This is a genomic window from Natronorubrum texcoconense, from assembly GCF_900100335.1.
GTDB classification, from domain to species: domain Archaea; phylum Halobacteriota; class Halobacteria; order Halobacteriales; family Natrialbaceae; genus Natronorubrum; species Natronorubrum texcoconense.
The window spans coordinates 147704-166339 of sequence record NZ_FNFE01000009.1 but is presented as its reverse complement, the minus strand read 5'-3'; the positions used below and the strand labels follow the sequence as shown (position 1 = coordinate 166339).

The following is an 18636-nucleotide window of genomic DNA, read 5'->3' as shown; positions in this document are numbered from 1 at the left end:
GCGCCTCACCTGGCTCACGGGTCGCTTCGCTCCCCCTTCGCTTCGCTCGTCGCGGCTCAGCGCGTGCCACCGCACGTGGTCTGATCGGTACAGAACAAACGTCGGTTCAATCCGTCTCCGGCTCCGTAACCTCACCCTCGGCAGTCGAGATTCTGGGTTCGGCTCCGGTCTCGAGTGACTCCCCATCCTCCTCGAGCACGATCATCGTCGCGGAGCCGACCGACGGGGCGTCGACGACGTCGTGACCGCGATCTGCGAGCTCCTCGCGGACGTCCTCGGGGTACTCCGCCTCCATCTCGAGCGTGTTCTCGGCCTCCCAGGGAACGTCAGTCGACGGGAACGCCGTGCTCACGAACCGGGGGTGGTCGATGGCCGCCTGGGCGTCGTGGCCGAACTCGTGGACGTGGAGGAACTGCTGGGTCTGGCCCTGCGGCTGGGTGTCCACGCCGGTGTTGCCGCCCAAGATGTAGGGCTGGCCGTCGCGGACGGCCATGTAGGGGTTCGAGGTGTGTCGGACCTTGTACCCGGGCGTGAGCTGATTCGGGTCGTCGTCCTCGACGGAGAGCATTCGCATTCGGTTGTTGATGTGGATGCCAGTGTCGCCGACGACGAGGAACTGCGCGCCCAGACTGGTCGTTACCGCGGCCGCGTTGCCGTCGCCGTCGACGACGTGGAACGTGGTGGTGTGATCGGCGTTTCCGACGGACGAAACCGGGTCCTCCTCGAGTCCCGAGTCGAACGGCCACTCCACCGCACTGTCCATCTCGATCCGCTCGGCCTGGTCCGCGGCGTACTCGTCGTCAAGCAACTCCTCGACGGGGACGTCGACTCGCTCGGGATCGCCCACGTGGTGGTAGCGGTCCGCGAACGCGAGTTTGATCGCCTCGGCCTGCAGGTGGACGGCGTCGGCGTCGGTCGAGTCGAGGTCGTCGAAGTCGTACTCTTTCAGGGTGTTCAGCGCCAGTAGCTGCGTGATTCCCTGACTGTTGGGCGGGTTCTGGTAGACGTCGACGTCATCGTCGTACTCGATCGAGAGGGGGTCGACGATCTCGGCTTCGAACGCCTCGAAGTCCGACAGCGTGAGGTAGCCGTCGTGTTCGTCGCTAAACTCGACGATTTCCTCGGCGATCGGACCGCGGTAGAAGTAGTCTCGAGCCGCCTGTATCGCGTCGCTGCGGTCCTCGTCTCCCTGTTCGTCGGCGGCGTCGGCGAGCGCCCCGAACGTATCCGCCATCTCCTCCTGATAGACCGTGTCACCTTCCTCCAGGAGGTCGCCGTCGGAGTGGTAGATCTCGGCGGCGTCGGGACGGTCGTCGATCTCGTCGGCCTCGTTCTCGAGCCAACTCCGCAGTTCCGGACTGGCGGGATACCCCTCTCGAGCGGTCTCGATAGCGGGTTCGAGCACCGCATCGAGGTCAAGTTCGCCGTATTCCTCGAGCCACAGCATCCAACCGTCCCAGGCGCCGGGAACGACGGCCTGGTGCATCCCGGCTCTCTCCGCACGTTCTTCGTACTCTTCCGGCGAGGCCTCCGATCCGACGGGTCCCACGCCGTCCAGACTGGTGATCTCCTCGTCCTCGGCGTCGTAGTAGAGCGCCCAGGTACCGCCGCCGAGCGCGGAGGAGAACCAGGGCTCGACGACGCTCAGAGCGCAGGCGACGGCGACGGCCGCATCGGCGGCTGTTCCCCCGTCCTCGAGAACCTCGAGTCCGGCCTCGGTCGCGAGTTCGTGCTGTGAGACGACCGCGACGGATCCGGCTCCGTTCTGCGCTTCGTCGGACTCCTCGACCGAGAACCCGGTACACCCGGCAACGCTTACGGCACCGATCCCGCCGGTACCCGCGAGAAACTCGCGGCGGCGGACGTTCGTGTCCATGCCGGGTAGGCGGGTGACGCGAAGTAAAGTGGCGCCGGACGTTTCGGGACGTAGTGAGATATTATGGGTGGGGGTGTCGAGAAGGCGGAGACGAGGTCGGGGCTAGTCGCTCGGTACAGCCAACCGAACGGCGCGCGTCTGGGCCGCAGTCGACGCGCGTGCCGTCCCGAACGGCGTCTCGCTTCGCAACAGTCGGTTACCAGTGTTCGGACGATGGGCCGCTGCGAAGCCGAATCGGCCACCAGTGTCTCCGATGATCGACGGTCGACGAACGACGGCGAACTGCACTACAGGTCTCGAAACTCGGGGTAGGGACCACTCACGAGAGAATACGCAAGAACCAGTATCGATGCGCCAGCGAGGTAGAGCCCAATTTCGTCCTGATTCGCGAGAAACGGCACGGCCAGAATTGCGAGCACTACCGCGGCCAAAATCGTCCGAATCGAGCGAAGATAGGCTTCCAGCGCCGGACTGATCTCCTCGGCCATACGCGTCCGGTACCCGAGGAAGTTATAAATAATTACTGATACGAGGTGTTCGACAGCATCTGCCTCGAGCCTCCGACGATGTCGAGCGCGTTGCGCGACTGGCGGTGGTCACGCGAACGCCTCGAGGAATCGCGATCCGAGCACGACCTCCGTGCCGGCCAGCCCGACCGAGCAGAACAGCGTCACGTCGGCCGCGGCCGTCCGTCCGAGAGTCGGCTCCTCGAGCACTTCGGCGAGTTCGAGGAGCCGGCCGTCGTACTCGCTCGAAACGAGATGGGGACGGTCGTCGGCGTCGACCTGTGGCCGGGAATCGGTCGCGACGGCGTCGGCTCGGTCGACCACCTCGAGCGGCAGTTCGTGGGCGTCCCGGAACTTCGGTCCGATCGTGGTGACGTGGGTTCCCGACTCGAGCCAGTCGGGGTCGAAGACGGGCTCCACACTGTCGGTCGCACAGACGAGTGCGTCGGCCTCGCGGACGACCGACTCCGGATCGTCCACCGCGCGGGCGGCCGGTTCGACCTCGTCGTCGACCGTCTCAGCGAACGCGTTTCGGCTCGCTTCCGTCGGGCTGTAGACCAACACCTGATCGAAATCCCGAACCGCACAGGCCGCGCCGACCTGCGCTCGAGCCTGAAAGCCGCTGCCGAGCACGCCGAGCGTCTCGCTGTCTTCGCGTGCGAGGCAGTCGACCGCGACGCCGCCGATCCCGCCCGTTCGGAGGCCGCCGACGGCGTGGCCGACGAGCAGCCCCTCGAACGCGCCCGTCGTCGCGTCGAAGACCGCGACGAGTTCCGTGTGGGCCGCGCCCGATTCGGGGTAGGTCTCGTAGACGCGAAATCCCGCGGCGTTCGTCGATCCGGTCGCGGCGCCAGCGGTGAACACCAGGTCGCCCGCGCCGGCGTCGACGGACCAGCGCGGCGGCGCCTCGAGCGTTCCCGCCGCGCGTTCGGCGAACGCGTCGGACATCGCGTCGACGACGGTTTCGTAGTCGAACTGGGCGTAGACGTCTCCGTCGGTGAGGATCGGAAAGCCGGGCATGCTCGATCCGTCGGTCGCGACTGACATAACGGTTCAGCGGCTACTCGAGCCAGTTACGAAGACTCGAGCGGGAGCGCCAGCCTCGAGGCGAACCCGTGTCACCGACGACTGAAATCGAGTTCGGTAAGCCGCCTTACTGAAATGTTTTTCAGATTACAATTATGCCGAACGGCTCCCTCTGTAACAGTATGTGGAGACACCACCCGTCGCACCCCGAACCCGTCACCGCCCGCTCGATCGCCGCCGGCTTCCTCGTGGTCGCCGGTCTCGTCGCCGTGCTGGTCGCCGTCGACTACCCGACAGCCGCCGTCACCACCCTCGCGGTGGTGATAGCCGGGGTTCTGCTCGTCCGCCGACTCCGGCGCGCTCAAATCCTCGAGATTCCCGGCACTCGCGTCGGTCTGCAAGTCACCGTGTCGAGGTCCCGAGACGCTGCCCCGACCGTCGCCGAGTGCTCGATCGCGCTCGTCGACAGGGACGAATCGTCTGCAGAGGCGCGCCCCGGTTGAGTTCCCGTATCGATGACCTTGCGCTCGTAGTCGCCCGGTCTACGCCGACTCGCCCGGAAGCACCGCCCCTTCGTGCTCGAGCAACTCGCGTTTCAGGTCTAGCCCGCCGCCGTACCCGGTGAGCGAGTCGACGCCGACGATCCGGTGGCAGGGGACGATGATCGGAATTTGGTTTCGGCCGCAGGCCTGCCCGACCGCGATCGGCGCGCTCTCGAGCTCCCGCGCGATATCGCCGTACGTTCGCGTTTCGCCGGCCGGAATCTCCGTCATCGCCCGCATGACCTGTCCCGTGAAATCGTCCGGATACTCGATCTCGAGGTCGAATTCGGTCCGCTCGCCGGTCTCGTACTCGCGGACCTGCTCGCGGATCGCCTCCGGCCCCGCGTCGATCCTCGAGGCGGCTATCTCTCGGTCCCGACCGAAGATGCTGATCTGCATTCGCGACGCTGTTCGTCGGCTGGGCGCTTTACTCTATGTTTCGACGGCGGCGTCACGCGAAGCACCGAAGTATGAGTATTTTTCCCCGCGGAACCGAAGGGAGTACCATGACCTCGTTCGAGTACGACGTCGCGATCGTCGGTGCTGGCACCGCCGGCTGTTACGCGGCATCGACGATTTCGAAGGCTGGATACGACGTCGTCATCGTGGAGCGAAAGGACGCCGAGGAGGCCGGACACATCGCCTGTGGCGACGCACTGAAGGGAGCCGACGAGTTCCCGAAGGCGATTCCGAAATCCGAGATCGCCGACGCGTTTACGAATACGGCCGTCGACCACGGTCGCTTCGAGATTCCACAGGAGGACGCCGTACTGGACATTCCGGTCCCGGGTGAGCTCGCGGTTATCGACCGCTGGGAGTTCGGGCGACAGCTCATCGGCTCGGCCGAACGCGCGGGCGTCGACTTCCACTACGACACCGTCGTACAGCGCGTCACCCAGGACGACGACGGCCGCGTAACGGGCTTCGAGGCGAAGCGGGCGGACGAACGCCGGTCCTACAAGGCGACGGTCACGCTGGACGGCGCCGGCGCGCTGTCGATTCTCCAGGACACGATCGATTTCGACGGGACGACGTTCGATACGAACGTGCGGTACTCGCAGTTCTCCTCGGCCTACCGCGAGATCATCGAGGTCGAAGAGCCGGTCGAGTGGGACGACGCCCTCGTGGTCAAACCGACGAAACGCTCCGCGGGGTATCTATGGTACTTCCCGCGGACGCCGACGGAGATCAACGTCGGCCTCGGCTTTCAGATGAACGAGGAGCCGATGCAGTTGGTCAGCGACCTCCGGGAGGACATCAGCCAGCGCCCGGAGCTACGGGGAGCGACGGTGAAGGACAAGCTCGGCGCAGCGCTGCCGACGCGTCGACCGTACGACTCGGCGACGGCACCCGGCTACATGGCCATCGGGGACGCGGCCGCCCACGTCAACCCGATCAGCGGCGGCGGGATCGGCGGGGCGGCGTACGCCGGCCAGTACGCCGGCGAACAGGCGATACAGGCGCTCGAAAAGGAGGACGCGAGCGAGGAGACCCTCTGGCGGTACAACGAGCGCGTGATGGATCACTACGGCGGCCGGTACGCCGCGCTCGACGTCTACAACGTCTTCGCGACGGCGTACGATCTCGACGACCTGCTGTCGTTGCTGGCGGCGCTGCCCGGCGAACAGCTCTCGAACGCGCTGTACTCGGGGTCGTCGAGCGTCGGCCTCGGGCTGAAGCTGAAAGTGCTGTACGAGACGGTCGGCCACTGGGGGACGCTGAAGAAGCTCTACGATACGAAGGGGCTCGCCGATCGGCTGCTCGCTCACTACGAGACGTATCCGTCATCGCCGGACGGCTTCGACGCGTGGCAGGCCGAACGGAACTCGATCATGGACGAGATCTACGCGGCGACGGGTGCGGAAACGAAGTACTAGCGCTGCCGGAGACGCGTTCCGTAGCACGACCGGTTGCCGTCGCCTCTCGTGACGGTCCAGCGCGGCGAAGCCGAAGGCTTTTGCGCGGTGGCGCGCGAAAGGAACCAGTAATGACCGGAGACGACCCACTCGAGGAGTCCGAGTCAGGGGAACCGTTGACCGATGGAGGTGACGAGACCGCAGAACCGCAGTCGGCGCTTCGAGCCGACGGTGGCGCTGCCGGTGCCGACGATGTTGCCCTCGACCCCTGGGGATCCTCTTCCGTCTCCGACTACCGGAAACTCTTCGAGGAGTTCGGTATCGAGGAGTTCGACGAGATTCTGGACGAAGTGCCCCATCCGCACTACCTGATGCGCCGCGGCGTGATCTTCGGTCATCGGGATTACCGACCGGTCGCAGAGGCCTTGCAGAACGACGAGCCAGCGGCCGTTCTCTCCGGGTTCATGCCGACCGGCGACCCCCACATCGGCCACAAGCTCGTCTTCGACGAGATCATCTGGCACCAACAGCAGGGAGCCGACGCCTACGCCCTGATCGCCGACTTAGAGGCCAACTCGGCCCGCGGGATGAGCTGGGAGGAGATCGACGAGCACGCCCGGAGCTACCTGCTCTCCCTGCTCGCGCTCGGCTTCGATCCCGAGGACGGAACGCTCTACCGCCAGTCGACGAACCGCGAGGTGCAGGACCTCGCGTTCGAGCTCGGCGCGGAGGCCAACTTCTCGGAGTTCCAGGCGATCTACGGCTTCGACGGCGAGACCGACGTCTCCCACATGCAGAGCGTGGTCACCCAGATGGCCGACATCCTCTACCCGCAACTCGAGGAGCCAAAACCCACGGTCATCCCCGTCGGCCCGGACCAGGACCCACACGTCCGACTGGCGCGGGATCTCGCCGAGCGAATGCGCTTTTTCAAGGTGAGCGAAGCGTACGCCAGCTTCGAACTCGAGCCGGAGGAACGCGACCTCGTCGCCGAGTTCTACGAGCGACTCGATCCCGCCGACTTCGACGACGACGACCTTCGCTGCGTCCACGTCGCCGAGGCGCTCGAGGAGACGCCGCTGTCGGAGATCGACGCGGACGCCGACACGCTGAGTTCGGTGCTGACGAAACTGAACGAAGCAGGAATGGAACCGGTCCGTCCGCGCACTCGCTTCTTCGATCGACGGGCAACCGACGACGCCTTCAACGCGCTCATCGACGCCATCGAGGGCGAGAAACGGGTCTACGAGAGCCACGTCGACGCCTTCGAGATCGACCGCGCCGAAGCCGAAGAGCTCGCCAGGCAGGTCGAAGTCGAGAACGGCGGCTACGGCTTCCAGCCGCCGTCGTCGATCTACCACCGGTTCATGACCGGCCTGACGGGCGGGAAAATGTCCTCGTCCGTGCCCGCGAGCCACATCTCCCTGCTCGACGACCCCGAAGACGGCTACGACAAGGTGAAGTCGGCGACCACCGGCGGCCGCGAGACGGCCGAAGAGCAGCGCGAGAAGGGCGGGAAGGCGGACGAGTGTCCCGTCTACGAGCTGTACGCCTACCTGCTCGCCGGCGACGACGACGAGTTCGCCAAGCGCGTCTACGACGAGTGCGTCGGCGGCGAACGGCTCTGTGGCGACTGCAAGGAACAGGCCGCCCAACTCATGAAGGAGTTCCTCGCGGACCACCAGGAAAAACGCGCGGAGGTCGAGGCGTTGCTCGAGGACGCCGACATCGAACTCGAGTCGCCGCGTCGACGATAATCAATCTCGTTCGTTTTTTGTCACAGAATCTAGAGAGAAAGCATATCAGTAGTCACGATGTAGCCCGGGTCGATGGAGACCGGCCGAGCCGGCGCCCCGAGCCGAGACGTCGTGCGCTGTGCCGATATTCTCGGCTCCTTCGGCGTCACGCCCGCCGACGTGCGCGCCCAGCGCCGGGAGTACCACACGACGGCTCCGCCCGGCCGTGCGGGCGGCGACACCTCGCTCGAGCAGATCATCGCGGACGTGCTCGCCGACGAACGCGACCGAACAGCGACGGTTCGACAGCTGATCTGCCACGGCGACCGTGGCATCGCGTGCTCGGCGCGCTACGCCCAGCGAGCGCTAGGGCGCGAACTCGAGGCCGTCTTCGCGTCGATCGGCTGGTCGCTCGAGTGGACGCGGACGGGACCGGCCGAAACAGGACGCGACCGGCTGGAACTCGCCGCCACGGATCCGAAGGAACGCACTCGTGAGGCGACGGTCACCTACCCGCAGACGCCGCTGGCGGACGACAACCTGCCCGCCGTCTTGCGCGCGGTCGACGACCGATTGCTCGCCGGGACCGGCGCGACGGTCGTCCTGTTGTCGGCCGGCGTCGACCGCTGGCGGGCCGCAGTTATCGAAACGAAGGAGCTAGAGCGCCTTCGGGAGCGGTACGGTCAGCAAATTTCGGCGTTCGATCGGCCGCTGTTGCCCGAACACGACCTCGAGGCGTACGTTCCCGCAGACGACGATCTCGGAGGAGGTGATGACGACGGAGACGTCGGGGTCGACGATCCGAACGGCGCGTACGAATCGGGTCCGTGGCCGGTGTGGGCGCTCGAGCGAGCGAAACGGCGACCGTCACTCCTCGACGGCGGGAGCGACGTCGCCCCACGGGAGACGGACGACACCCAGTCCTCGGTCGCGTCGCTCATCGAGGAAGCCGAATCGAAGGGGAATGAGACGGCAGCGAACGAGGGGGACGAGACGGCAGGAGCGCCGTCGACACAATCCCCGTCGATCGAAACCGACGGCTTCGAGATCCGAGGCGGCTCGCCGACGGTCTCGAGGGTGAGCGACGACGACTCGAGCCCCGAACCCTCGCCGAAGGACGTGGCCGACGCGATGCTCGAAGACCAGCGAGAGCGAACGGCCGAACGACGCGACGGACGCGACAAACGCGACAAACGCGAGCGAGCCGACGAAGGCGATGAGTCGTCGGACGACGGGTTCGGCACGCTCTCGGGCTCCTCGAAGACCGCTCGAGTCGGCAACGACTCTTTCGGGACCGACGACGAGTTCGAGACGGCACACGACCGCTACAGCGCGCTCGGGGTCGCCCTCGGCGCCGGCGGCGCCGTCAGCGTCGAGGGACTGCTCGAGGACGACGAGTTCCTCCCCGAGCTGCCCGCGGCCGAACCCGAGGAGACCCGCATCGAGTTCGCGGAGTCGTTCGATCCCGACGCGGTGACGACGGCGAAAGCGGCCGGCGAGCAAGCGGGGTTCGAGTGGGTCGATTCGGGCTCGCTCGAGACGACGCGCGTCTCGAACGGGTAGTCTCCCGTCGCTCTCAGGGCGCGGCCTCGTTCGACTCGTCGCCTGATTCGCCGGACGGGCACAACAGTGGGACCTCGATAGTCACGACCGACCCGGTCGGCTCGTTCGTCCCGAAGGTCACCGAGCCGCCCGCGATTTCGACGCCCCACTTGGCCAACCAGAGGCCGAGACCGCTCCCGTGGTCGAGCGGCGTCTCGGTCCCGCGTTCGACCGACGATCGCTCGTAGGCGTCGATTCCGGGGCCGTTATCCGCGATACGGATCCGCACCCGGTCGTCGTCCGCCTCGACCTCGATTCGAACGAACGGGCCCGAGCCGGTGTTGTGTTCGATGCCGTTTTCGACGAGGTTCGCGAACACGGGCTCGAGAACGTTGGCGACGTAGATCCCCTCGAGATTCGAGTCGCGTTCGATGCGAGCGTTCGGGTACTCGGTACGGACGGCCGTGCTCACATCGCGGAGGAGCACCTCGAGTGAGACGGGCTCGATCGATTCGCGTCCCTGTTCGAAGACGTCGATGATTTCGCGGGCTTTGGTCGCCAGCGATTCGATACGTCGCGCACTCGCCGTGATTTCGTCGGCGACGTCCTGATTCGCGCCGTCTGCGAGCAGTTCCGCGTAGCTGCTGATGACGTTCGTCTCCGTCCGGATGTTGTGTCTGAAGACGCGGTTCAGGACCTCGTGGCGCTGTTGCTGTCGCACGTGCTCGCTGATATCGTGAAACGTGATGACGTGGCCGATCGTTCGATCCTGGACGTCGGTGATACGCGTCGCCGTCACGTCGTACAGTCGCTCGTCGTCTCTGCTTCGGAACGGGCCTTGCACCGAGACCGAGCCGTCCGACGAGACGTGGAAATCGTCGGGAACGGCTTCTCGAAGCGGACTCCCCAGCACAGCACGAGGTACCGTTCCCAGAATCGCCGCACCGGTTTCGTTGATGTCGACGACGTAGTCGTGTCCGTCGACGACGATGGCACCGTCCGGCATCCGCTCGAAGAGCAGTCGGCGTGCACGCGGGTTCGGCGACGGACTCGTCCCGAAGAGCTGAAACCGCGTGAGTGCGCCGAGGCAGGCGACCCCGGAGATCGAAAACGCGACCGGTGTAGGGTCGAGACCCGGGATCGGAATCGCCCCCAGGAGAAAGAGGAGGTTGCTCGCCCACGGCGCCACGATCCCGATCAGCAGTGCGGCGCTTTGCCCTCTGAACGGCAGCGAATCGTTCCGAATCAGCTCCAAGAGTGGAACGGCTCCGAGCAGTCCGAGCAGGTAGGTGTAGGCGGCGATCACCCAGAACCAGGGGCCGGGAGTCCGGCTGAGCAACAGCATATCGCCTTCGTAGACGAGTCTCGAGTCGGTGTAGAGCAGGCTACTGTCGGTCAATGCAAAGATTACGGTGAGGACCGGAACGATCGAGACGAGCGCGACGTAGCGTGGCTGGACGTACCGATCCCGGCCGGTGTACTCCAGCGAGAAGAGCAGCCAGCCGACCGGAATGGCGACGACGCCGATCCACCTGAGATTCGCCCAGAAGACTTTCCCGCCGAGCGTCGATGCCTCCAGATCGAAAACGAGGAGCGCCGACCAGATGCACTGTCCGGTGAGCATCACGACGAGCGGGACGGCGCCCGGCTCGGGTCGTTCTCGCCAGGCGAGGAGTGCCGCCGCTGTTCCGATCGCCACGGTTGCAAGTAATATTCCCGACAGAAATGTAAGAGAGAACACCGATGCAGGAGAGAGGTCCCGTTAGCTATTAAACGTGCGGAAAAATCGTGCTATCGAAAGATGTTCGCAGCTCGTCAGTTGAGTCAGATCAGCAGTACGACGAACGCAAGGACGACGAAGACGACGAGGTACTCGCACTCGGCAGCCTTCGCCAACAGTCGCTCGTTCTCGTACCGGCCGACCAACGACGTGATTCCCAGGGAGTAGGCGATTCCGGCGAGCAGCGGGACTGCCAGCACGGATGGGATGTAGCCGGCGTAGACTGCGAACGCGACGAGTCCGGCCGTACAGCAATCGATCCCGGCGAGGATCCTGCGCGTCCGGTCGACGCCGAAGACGACCGGAATCGTCAGGACGCCGATCGCCCGATCGCCTTCGACGTCACGGACGTTCGGAATCTCCGTGTTCGTGAACACCCGGAGAAAGAAGTACGCGAAGACGAACAGCGCCGACATCGTGACGGCACCGTCGGCGAACGCGAGCGGAAGGAACGTCAGCGTCACGGCCCACGCGAGTGCGACCACGATCGTGTTGACGAGGAAGACGTCTTTCAACCGACGGACGCGCATGCCAGAGTCGGGAATCCAGTCCGTGGCGTAACACACCCAGAACACCCCCGGAAGCAGCGTTATCGCGAGCGCGACTGGTCCACCGAGAACGGAGAGCGCGACGGCGAGTCCGTACGCGATCGATGCCAGCACGTAGAGGGCGTCCCGATATCGTCTGACGAACCCCGCCTGTCCGGGGTTCGACACCGCGTCGGTGTCGACGTCCGCGAGGCGGTCGTTGGTGTAGACGGCGAAGACGACCAGTCCGACGACGATCACCGCCGGGGTCAGTGACAGCGAGAGGAGAACCGAGACGATGACCACCTCGGCCATCGCGATCAGCGCCAGATACGTCGAACTGTACACCAGTGCGTTCCAGAACCGGCCGATACTCGAGGGAAGTCGAGCGAGCAGCGAACTGCGTCGCGCTACTGTCGTGTGACTCTCGTCTGAGAGCGTGTGATTTTTTCGTGCCATAGTTGCGGTAGTATTCGAGAGCGGCCGTCCGGTGGCGGCTCCGTACTGAATGTGTCGTCTATGCTAACAGATATGCGTATGGATTGCACAATGGTTACATTAACAGCCGAGAGTGGACGATTGAACTGTCAACTGCGACTGCGAATAGGATGTATAAAATGACAAGAAAGTATGTTTCAGCGAATCTGGTGAATGAATTTTGTTCGGGTGTGGATCGGCGACGGATGGTCATCGGTCCGGTCCGCAGCACGAGAACCGCAGCGAGCGCAACGTTTTTCGCCCGCCGTCGAGAGACAGGACGTATGGCACCCGAATCCCACGTTCGTGCCGGTATCGGTGACCGACCGTTGCGTTGCAATCGGGGATTCGGCTTCTTCTTTGCCCGGTGACTCCTGGCCGGTGGAGCCGCGAGCACACACACCGTGTCCTCGCCGCGAAACCGACCGTTCGACGTGGTCCGGTCGGGGGTCGGCCGGGCGGGCAGTATCGGAACCGCTAACTGACCGACACGCAGCCATACGAACAAGCGAATGCAACTTCCAGCACAACAGGTCGCGGTCTTAGAGGCCGCGAGCGCAGACGAGGCGGAGTCCGTCGACGCCCTCGCTGCGGCGACCGACCTCCCTCCCGAGACCGTCACCGGCGCGGTGTTCGAACTCGAGGAGGTGGGGCTGGTCGCCGTCGCGGAACGTGTCGACGAAACGATCGCGCTCACCGACGAGGGCGTCGAATACGCGGACGAGCAACTTCCCGAGGTTCGACTCTACGAGGCCGCGCTCGAGGCCGGCGGCGATAGCGACCCCGTCCAGATGGGACGAGTCATCGGCGCCTCCGGGCTCGAGGGACCGCAGGTCGACATCGCGCTCTCGAACTACGCCCGCAAGGGGTACGGCGTCATCGACAGCGGCGAGATCACGGCCGACCCGGACGCTGACCCGAGCGCGGACGCGGAAGCGAACGCGCTCGAGACGCTCTCGGGAGCCGACGACGCAGCCGTCGAGAGCGTCGACGTCGACGCGGACACCCTCGAGGAACTCGAGCGGCGCGGCCTGCTCGAGCGCACCGAGTCGACCGTCCGCGAGGTGACGCTGACCGAGCGCGCCGTCACCGAACTGATGGCCGGCCTCGAGACCGCCGAGACGGTCGGTCAGGTCACGCCGGAACTCCTGACCAGCGGGGAGTGGGAGGACGTCGAGTTCGCCGAGTACAACGTCGAGGCCGACGCCGAGACGTTCGAGGGCGGAAACGTCCACGTCCTCCGGCAGATGTCCGAGCGCGTCAAGGACGTCCTCGTCGGCATGGGCTTCCAGGAGATGGACGGCCCGCACGCCGACGCGGACTTCTGGATCAACGACTGTCTGTTCATGCCCCAGGACCACCCTGCGCGAACGCACTGGGACCGGTTCGCCCTGGAACAGCCGAGTCACATCGACGAGTTGCCCGAGGACCTCGTCGAGCGCGTCGAACGCGCCCACCGAGAGGGTATCGGCGAGGACAGCGAGGGGTATCACTCGCCGTGGGACGAGGACTTCGCCCGCGCGCTCGCGCTTCGGGGCCACACCACCTCGCTGTCGACCCGATACCTTTCGGGCGAAGAGATCGGCGAGATCGAGCCGCCAGCGCGCTACTTCAGCGTCGAGAAAGCCTATCGAAACGACACGCTCGACGCCACCCACCTGCTGGAGTTCTACCAGATCGAGGGCTGGGTGATGGCCGAGGATCTCTCGGTTCGGGACCTCATGGGCACCTTCGAGGAGTTCTACGCCCAGTTCGGGATCGAGGACATCCAGTTCAAACCCCACTACAACCCCTACACGGAGCCCAGCTTCGAACTGTTCGGCACCCACCCCACGACGGGCGAACTGATCGAGATCGGCAACTCCGGCATCTTCCGCGAGGAGATGCTGGACCCCCTCGGGGTAGAGTGCGACGTGATGGCGTGGGGGCTCGCGCTGGAGCGACTCGCCATGCTGACCACCGGCGCGGAGGACATCCGCGACCTCCACGGCACGCTCGCCGACCTCGAGTTCCTGCGGAACGCGGAGGTGACCTACTGATGCCCACCGTCGATATCGACCCCGACGAACTGCGAGAGTTAACCGGTCGCGAGGAGAAGAGCGACGACGAACTGAAAGACGACCTGTTCGGTCTCGGCCTCGAGTTCGAGGGGCTGACCGAGGACGGGGAGTTCGAACTCGAGTTCGCACCTGACCGACTCGACCGCCTCTCCGTCGAGGGCGTTGCGCGCTCGATGCGCTACCAGTACGGCGACGCCCGCGGCGTCCACGTCCCCTCGCCGAACTCGGCGGAGTGGACCATCGAGGTCGACGAGTCGGTGCCGGACGAGCGACCGTACGTCACGGGCGCGGTGATCCGCGACGTGAACTTAGACGAAGACGCCCTCGACTCGCTCATCCAGCTACAGGAGAAGCTCCACGCGACGATGGGACGCAAGCGCGCGAAGGGCGCGATCGGGATCCACGATCTGACGATGTTGAAAGGAGGCGATGCGCTACGCGCATCGGAAAATGCGAGCGGCGACGAGCCGCGAGCGGGTTCCGCCACCGAGGGAGCCTCGACCATCCAGTACGTCGGCGTCGAACCCGACGGAGATCGGTTCGTCCCGCTCGACTCGGATGAGGAGATGACTCCCGCAACGGTCCTCGAGACCCACCAGACCGGCCAAACGTACGCCGACCTCGTCAGCGGCTACGACCGGTATCCCGCGATCTACGACGATATCGGGCTGTTCTCGTTCCCGCCAGTGATCAACGGTCGCCGAACCGAAGTCTCGACCGAGTCGAGAGATCTGTTCGTCGAGATGACAGGCACCGACCAGTGGACGATCGACAAGATGCTGAACATCGTCTGCTACGCGCTCTCGGCGCGCGGCGCGACGATCGAGGACGTGACGATAGCGTATCCGGATCACGAACTCGTTCGACCGGATCTCTCGACGAAGACGAAGACGGTCGCTCACAGCCGCATCGAAACCATCCTCGGAATCGATCTCGATCCCGACGAAGTGATCGATCTGGCCGAGCGGTCGGGACTCGAGGCCACGAAAAGCGAGGACGGAGAGACAGACGACGAGAGCACCATCACGCCGCTGGAGGATCGGGATGGACTCGAGGAACGAGGCGCCGCGGAGGGCTCGGAGACGTCCCAGACAACCGACGGCACCGCGTCGTCGGGCGCCCTCGTCTACGACGTGACCATCCCGCCCTACCGCGTCGACGTCCTCCATCCGTTAGACGTCATCGACGACCTCGGGCGCGCCTACGGCTTCAACGACCTCGAGCCGACCTACCCCGACGTGGGGACCGTCGGCGGTCGCCACGAGCGCTCGCGTCTCGAGCGCGCCGTGCGCACCCAGCTCGTCGGACTCGGCTTCGAGGACCTGCTGAACTTCCACATGAGCAACGAGGAAGAGAACTACGAACGCCTCGAGATAGCGCCGGGGTCGGACGCCTACGGCGCGGGCGAGCCGGCGACGATCAAGGAGCCCTACAGCGAGGACTACACCATCCTGCGGACGTGGCTGCTCCCCTCGCTCATGATGGTCCTCGAGCGAAACACCCACCGCTCGTACCCGCAGCACCTCTCGGAGATCGGCTTCCGCGCGGCGCTCGACGACAGCGAGAACACCGGCGTCGGCGAGAGCCGCCACGTCGGGGCCGTCCTCGCGAACCACGACGCGGGCTACGAGGACGCCAAGGCGCGGCTGCAAGCGCTCGCGCGTAACTTCGACGTCGACCTCGAGACCCCACCGACGGAGCACCCGGCCTTCATTTCGGGTCGAACCGCGTCGGTCGTGATCGACGGCGAAGACGTCGGAATCGTCGGCGAGATCCATCCGAAGGCGCTGATCGAGTACGACCTCGAGGTGCCGGTTGCGGCGTTCGAGTTCGATCTCGAGGCGCTGCGGTAATCGAGGTCGGGTTTTCGTCTCAACTTCAGAGGCGATCCACGGCGGTAATCCGACGTAATGTACCGCGAGCGAACGAAGTGAGCGAGCGGGCCGACGACTGATGTGGAGTAAGCGAAGCGTCACGGAACGGAAGGAGGAGTGCTTTTGATCGAGCTTTTACCGAAGGACATTGCGCTGTGTGGCAGCTACGCTGCCGCCAGCGCAACAGACTGCAGAGTAAAAGCTCGGTTGTTAGAATTCGTGTTCGACGTCCTCTTCGTCCGCTTTCTGGATGATGATCTTCCCGTCACGAACTCGAACGAAGACTTCATCACCGATATCCATGCCCGCGACCTCGAGTTCGTCCTCGTGGAGATTGAGGTGGACGTTGTGATAGTTGCCGTCTTCGTCTTTCGCGCCGCTTGGACTCAGCTTCTTTTTCCGTACCATCGCGGGATTCTATGACGAACTTCGCCGTAGGATATACTTAAGTGTTTTCGACGCCTCGACGAGTGACCGTGTCACGCATGGGATGGGCGAATTCGGGCCGCCGCCGCTGCTGTGACGACGGCTGCAGATATTGCGGGAAAATGGCGTAGGCCATACACTTAAAGATACCGGCGCAGTCGGTCGGTTTTCGGGGATATCTTTATGTCGGATCGTGTGCTGAAGTAGCATGGAGTCGAAAACCATGGTACGTGAAGACGGTAAACGAAACTTTGCACTGCGCGAGTCGGGCGGCGACGAGTCGAGCGTCTTCTCGGGGAACACTCCCCGTCAGGCGGCCCTCAAGGCGGCCCGACGACTCGAGCCCGGCTCGAGTGAAGACGACGCGGAACGTGTAGAGCTCAGACTACGAGAGAAAGGGACGAGCAAAGTACACATCTACGAAGGCTGGGCGTGGGAGGAGACGGCCCCCGACGACAAGCCCGACTGGATGCCCAACGAGATCACGGAAGCGAACGTCTCGAAGGAAGGGATCGAACACCTCGAGGAGTGACGTGCCGACGATCGTGTTTTCTCGTTCGCCACCCCTCGAGTGTCGAATGTCTAATTTTCTGCGCACGTAGAAAAAATTCGGTTGTTTCTCCCGGCAATAGCGACATCTGTCACGTCCTTAAGGGTCAGCAGAAGGGTCTAATGTAATGCCCACTGCGTATTATTGTTAGGTCCGACTAAGAAATACGTTTATATGGATTCGAGCATCCAGAGTTGGTCGTAATATGAGGTCAATCGGTCACAAAATCAAGGAGAGAAAAGACGTTTGCGGACCTCCTCTGGAGAGTGTCTGGACGGGTAAACGATCCGGAGACGGCGAGCGGGCCGTCGTCCCAACGCGAGAGACGGCGACCACCGGCGCGCCCGGTCGGTCGCTCGCTCGCTCGAGTGACGGAACAGAACGCGAGGGAGACGTATGATCGACCGCAAGTGGATCAACCTGCTGCTCGCGACGGCGATGTTCAACCTCGGGTTCGTGATCTGGTTCTCGTTCGCCCCGTTCACGGGCGAGATCGCCGACGAGTACGGACTCTCGGTGGCCCAACTGGGACTCGTCTCGAGTGCGGCCGTCATCGCCGTCCCGCTCGGCCGGATCGTCATCGGTCCGCTCACGGACAAGTTCGGCGCGCCGGTTACCGCCGGCATCACGCTGGTGATCGTCGGGATCTTCTCGATCATCAGCGCGTTCGCGCCGAACTACGAGATCTTCACCATCTCGCGCGTGATCGCCTCGCTGGCGGGGATCACCTTCGTCATCGGCATCCAGCACGTCGCCCAGTGGTTCGAAGAGGAGAACCTCGGCCTCGCGGAGGGGATCTTCGCCGGCGTCGGGAACGCCGGTGCGGGCCTCGGCGCGTACTTCACGCTCCCGCGGATCTTCGGCGACGGCTACTCCGACGCGCTGTTCGCGTCGAACTGGCGCGCCGCGTTCTTCTACACCGGCGTCATCGCCATCGTGCTCGGAATCATCTACTTCGTGGTCGGTGACGCCGCGAAGACCGAGGAGCGACGCCAGGCGGCCAAGCAAGGCGTCAGCCTCCAGCAGTGGATCTACATCGCCACTCGCCACGGCGCGGTCGTGCTCTCGGCGGCGTACATCATGACCTTCGGTCTCGAGGTCGCGATGAACGGCTGGCTGGGCACCTACTACCGCGAAGGCTTCGGACAGGGCGACCTCGTCATCGCGGCGACGTTCGCGGCGACGTTCTCGATCGCGGCCGGATTGCTTCGCCCGCTCGGTGGCTACATCAGCGACGTGATGGCCCGAAACGAGAAAGACATCCTCCCCTGGTTCGAGGGCCGCTACCGCGAACAGTGGACGTTCGCGACGATGGCCTTCGTCGTCCTCGCGCTGTTCGGGATGACCGCCGCCGGGCTGACCGGCAACATCTACATCGCCGTGGCCGCGGGCTTCCTCGTCGGCGTCGGCTGTGCGTTCTCCGAGGGAGCGATCTTCGCGCAGGTGCCCGCGATGTTCCCGAACAACTCGGGCTCCGTCGCCGGCATCGTCGGCGGTATCGGGACCGTCGGCGGCTCGGTCTACCCGCTGCTGTTCGCCGCGCCGTTCCTCCCGAACCTGCATATGGGGTACGCCGTCGTCGCGCTCACCATGATCCCGATTCTGGCGCTGACCGCCTGGGTGTTCCAGCCGGAAATCGCCGAGAACGCGACCGAAGACGGCTGGTTCGTCTCCGAGAACCCGGCCGCGACCTCGAGCGCCGCGAACGCGACGAGCGACGACTGATACTGTCTGCTGTACGTCAGTTCCGGTGGGGCCGTGACCCGTCCGACGGTCCAACCGGAAAATCGGTACAGCAAACCGTATGAGACTGGTGGCTACCACCCCGGATTCGATCCAGCGGCGCTGATCGATTTTC

General features: G+C 64.7%; 15 protein-coding genes. 8 read left to right on the top strand and 7 right to left on the bottom strand.

All coding sequences use genetic code 11. From position 1 onward, the window contains the following. Positions 1–106: 106 nt before the first annotated feature. The 3 genes from BLT08_RS21325 to BLT08_RS21310 all read right to left on the bottom strand — a co-directional run bounded on the left by BLT08_RS21325 (position 107) and on the right by BLT08_RS21310 (position 3402). Complete coding sequence (locus BLT08_RS21325) at positions 107–1876, bottom strand: gamma-glutamyltransferase family protein (protein ID WP_090312110.1); 1770 nt, start codon at positions 1874–1876, stop codon at positions 107–109. 287 nt (positions 1877–2163) lie between these two features. Next, positions 2164–2364: a hypothetical protein gene (locus tag BLT08_RS21315; protein ID WP_090312106.1), complete on the bottom strand. Its 201-nt coding sequence runs from the start codon at positions 2362–2364 to the stop codon at positions 2164–2166. A 108-nt stretch (positions 2365–2472) separates the two neighbouring features. Further along, entirely contained in the window at positions 2473–3402 is a 930-nt protein-coding gene (locus BLT08_RS21310; protein WP_090312174.1) for an ornithine cyclodeaminase family protein, read from the bottom strand. 188 nt (positions 3403–3590) lie between these two features. On the opposite strand from BLT08_RS21310, the gene BLT08_RS21305 reads away from it, so the two are divergent. Continuing rightward, positions 3591–3911, top strand: coding sequence for a hypothetical protein (locus BLT08_RS21305; protein ID WP_090312103.1), 321 nt, complete (start codon positions 3591–3593; stop codon positions 3909–3911). A 39-nt stretch (positions 3912–3950) separates the two neighbouring features. On the opposite strand, the gene BLT08_RS21300 is transcribed toward BLT08_RS21305, so the two are convergent. Then, a complete protein-coding gene (locus tag BLT08_RS21300; protein WP_090312101.1) occupies positions 3951–4349 on the bottom strand; it encodes a methylated-DNA--[protein]-cysteine S-methyltransferase in 399 nt (132 codons plus the stop codon). A 107-nt stretch (positions 4350–4456) separates the two neighbouring features. On the opposite strand from BLT08_RS21300, the gene BLT08_RS21295 reads away from it, so the two are divergent. The 3 genes from BLT08_RS21295 to BLT08_RS21285 all read left to right on the top strand — a co-directional run bounded on the left by BLT08_RS21295 (position 4457) and on the right by BLT08_RS21285 (position 9105). Continuing rightward, positions 4457–5827, top strand: coding sequence for a geranylgeranyl reductase family protein (locus BLT08_RS21295; RefSeq protein ID WP_090312099.1), 1371 nt, complete (start codon positions 4457–4459; stop codon positions 5825–5827). Between the two features lie 110 nt (positions 5828–5937). Next, the gene (locus BLT08_RS21290; protein WP_090312097.1) at positions 5938–7563 is read left to right on the top strand and encodes a tryptophan--tRNA ligase; all 1626 of its coding nucleotides are present in this window, start codon (positions 5938–5940) and stop codon (positions 7561–7563) included. 72 nt (positions 7564–7635) lie between these two features. Then, the gene (locus BLT08_RS21285; protein ID WP_090312094.1) at positions 7636–9105 is read left to right on the top strand and encodes a hypothetical protein; all 1470 of its coding nucleotides are present in this window, start codon (positions 7636–7638) and stop codon (positions 9103–9105) included. 13 nt (positions 9106–9118) lie between these two features. Here BLT08_RS21285 and BLT08_RS21280 read toward each other — a convergent pair whose 3' ends face one another. Both BLT08_RS21280 and BLT08_RS21275 read right to left on the bottom strand, forming a co-directional pair. After that, complete coding sequence (locus BLT08_RS21280; protein ID WP_090312093.1) at positions 9119–10783, bottom strand: sensor histidine kinase; 1665 nt, start codon at positions 10781–10783, stop codon at positions 9119–9121. Positions 10784–10908: 125 nt separating this feature from the next. Beyond that, the gene (locus tag BLT08_RS21275; protein WP_090312091.1) at positions 10909–11850 is read right to left on the bottom strand and encodes a UbiA family prenyltransferase; all 942 of its coding nucleotides are present in this window, start codon (positions 11848–11850) and stop codon (positions 10909–10911) included. A gap of 530 nt (positions 11851–12380) precedes the next feature. On the opposite strand from BLT08_RS21275, the gene pheS reads away from it, so the two are divergent. Continuing rightward, a complete protein-coding gene (gene pheS, locus BLT08_RS21270) occupies positions 12381–13907 on the top strand; it encodes a phenylalanine--tRNA ligase subunit alpha (RefSeq protein ID WP_090312089.1) in 1527 nt (508 codons plus the stop codon). Then, complete coding sequence (locus BLT08_RS21265) at positions 13907–15781, top strand: phenylalanine--tRNA ligase beta subunit-related protein (RefSeq protein ID WP_090312086.1); 1875 nt, start codon at positions 13907–13909, stop codon at positions 15779–15781. The genes pheS and BLT08_RS21265 overlap by 1 nt, the downstream gene beginning before the upstream one ends. Positions 15782–16012: 231 nt before the next feature. On the opposite strand, the gene BLT08_RS21260 is transcribed toward BLT08_RS21265, so the two are convergent. Then, positions 16013–16210: a SymE family type I addiction module toxin gene (locus tag BLT08_RS21260; protein ID WP_090312084.1), complete on the bottom strand. Its 198-nt coding sequence runs from the start codon at positions 16208–16210 to the stop codon at positions 16013–16015. Positions 16211–16451: 241 nt separating this feature from the next. On the opposite strand from BLT08_RS21260, the gene BLT08_RS21255 reads away from it, so the two are divergent. Both BLT08_RS21255 and BLT08_RS21250 read left to right on the top strand, forming a co-directional pair. Continuing rightward, complete coding sequence (locus tag BLT08_RS21255; protein WP_090312173.1) at positions 16452–16760, top strand: non-histone chromosomal MC1 family protein; 309 nt, start codon at positions 16452–16454, stop codon at positions 16758–16760. 414 nt (positions 16761–17174) lie between these two features. Next, positions 17175–18503, top strand: a complete 1329-nt coding sequence (locus tag BLT08_RS21250; protein WP_090312080.1) for an MFS transporter — start codon at positions 17175–17177, stop codon at positions 18501–18503. Positions 18504–18636 lie beyond the last annotated feature (133 nt).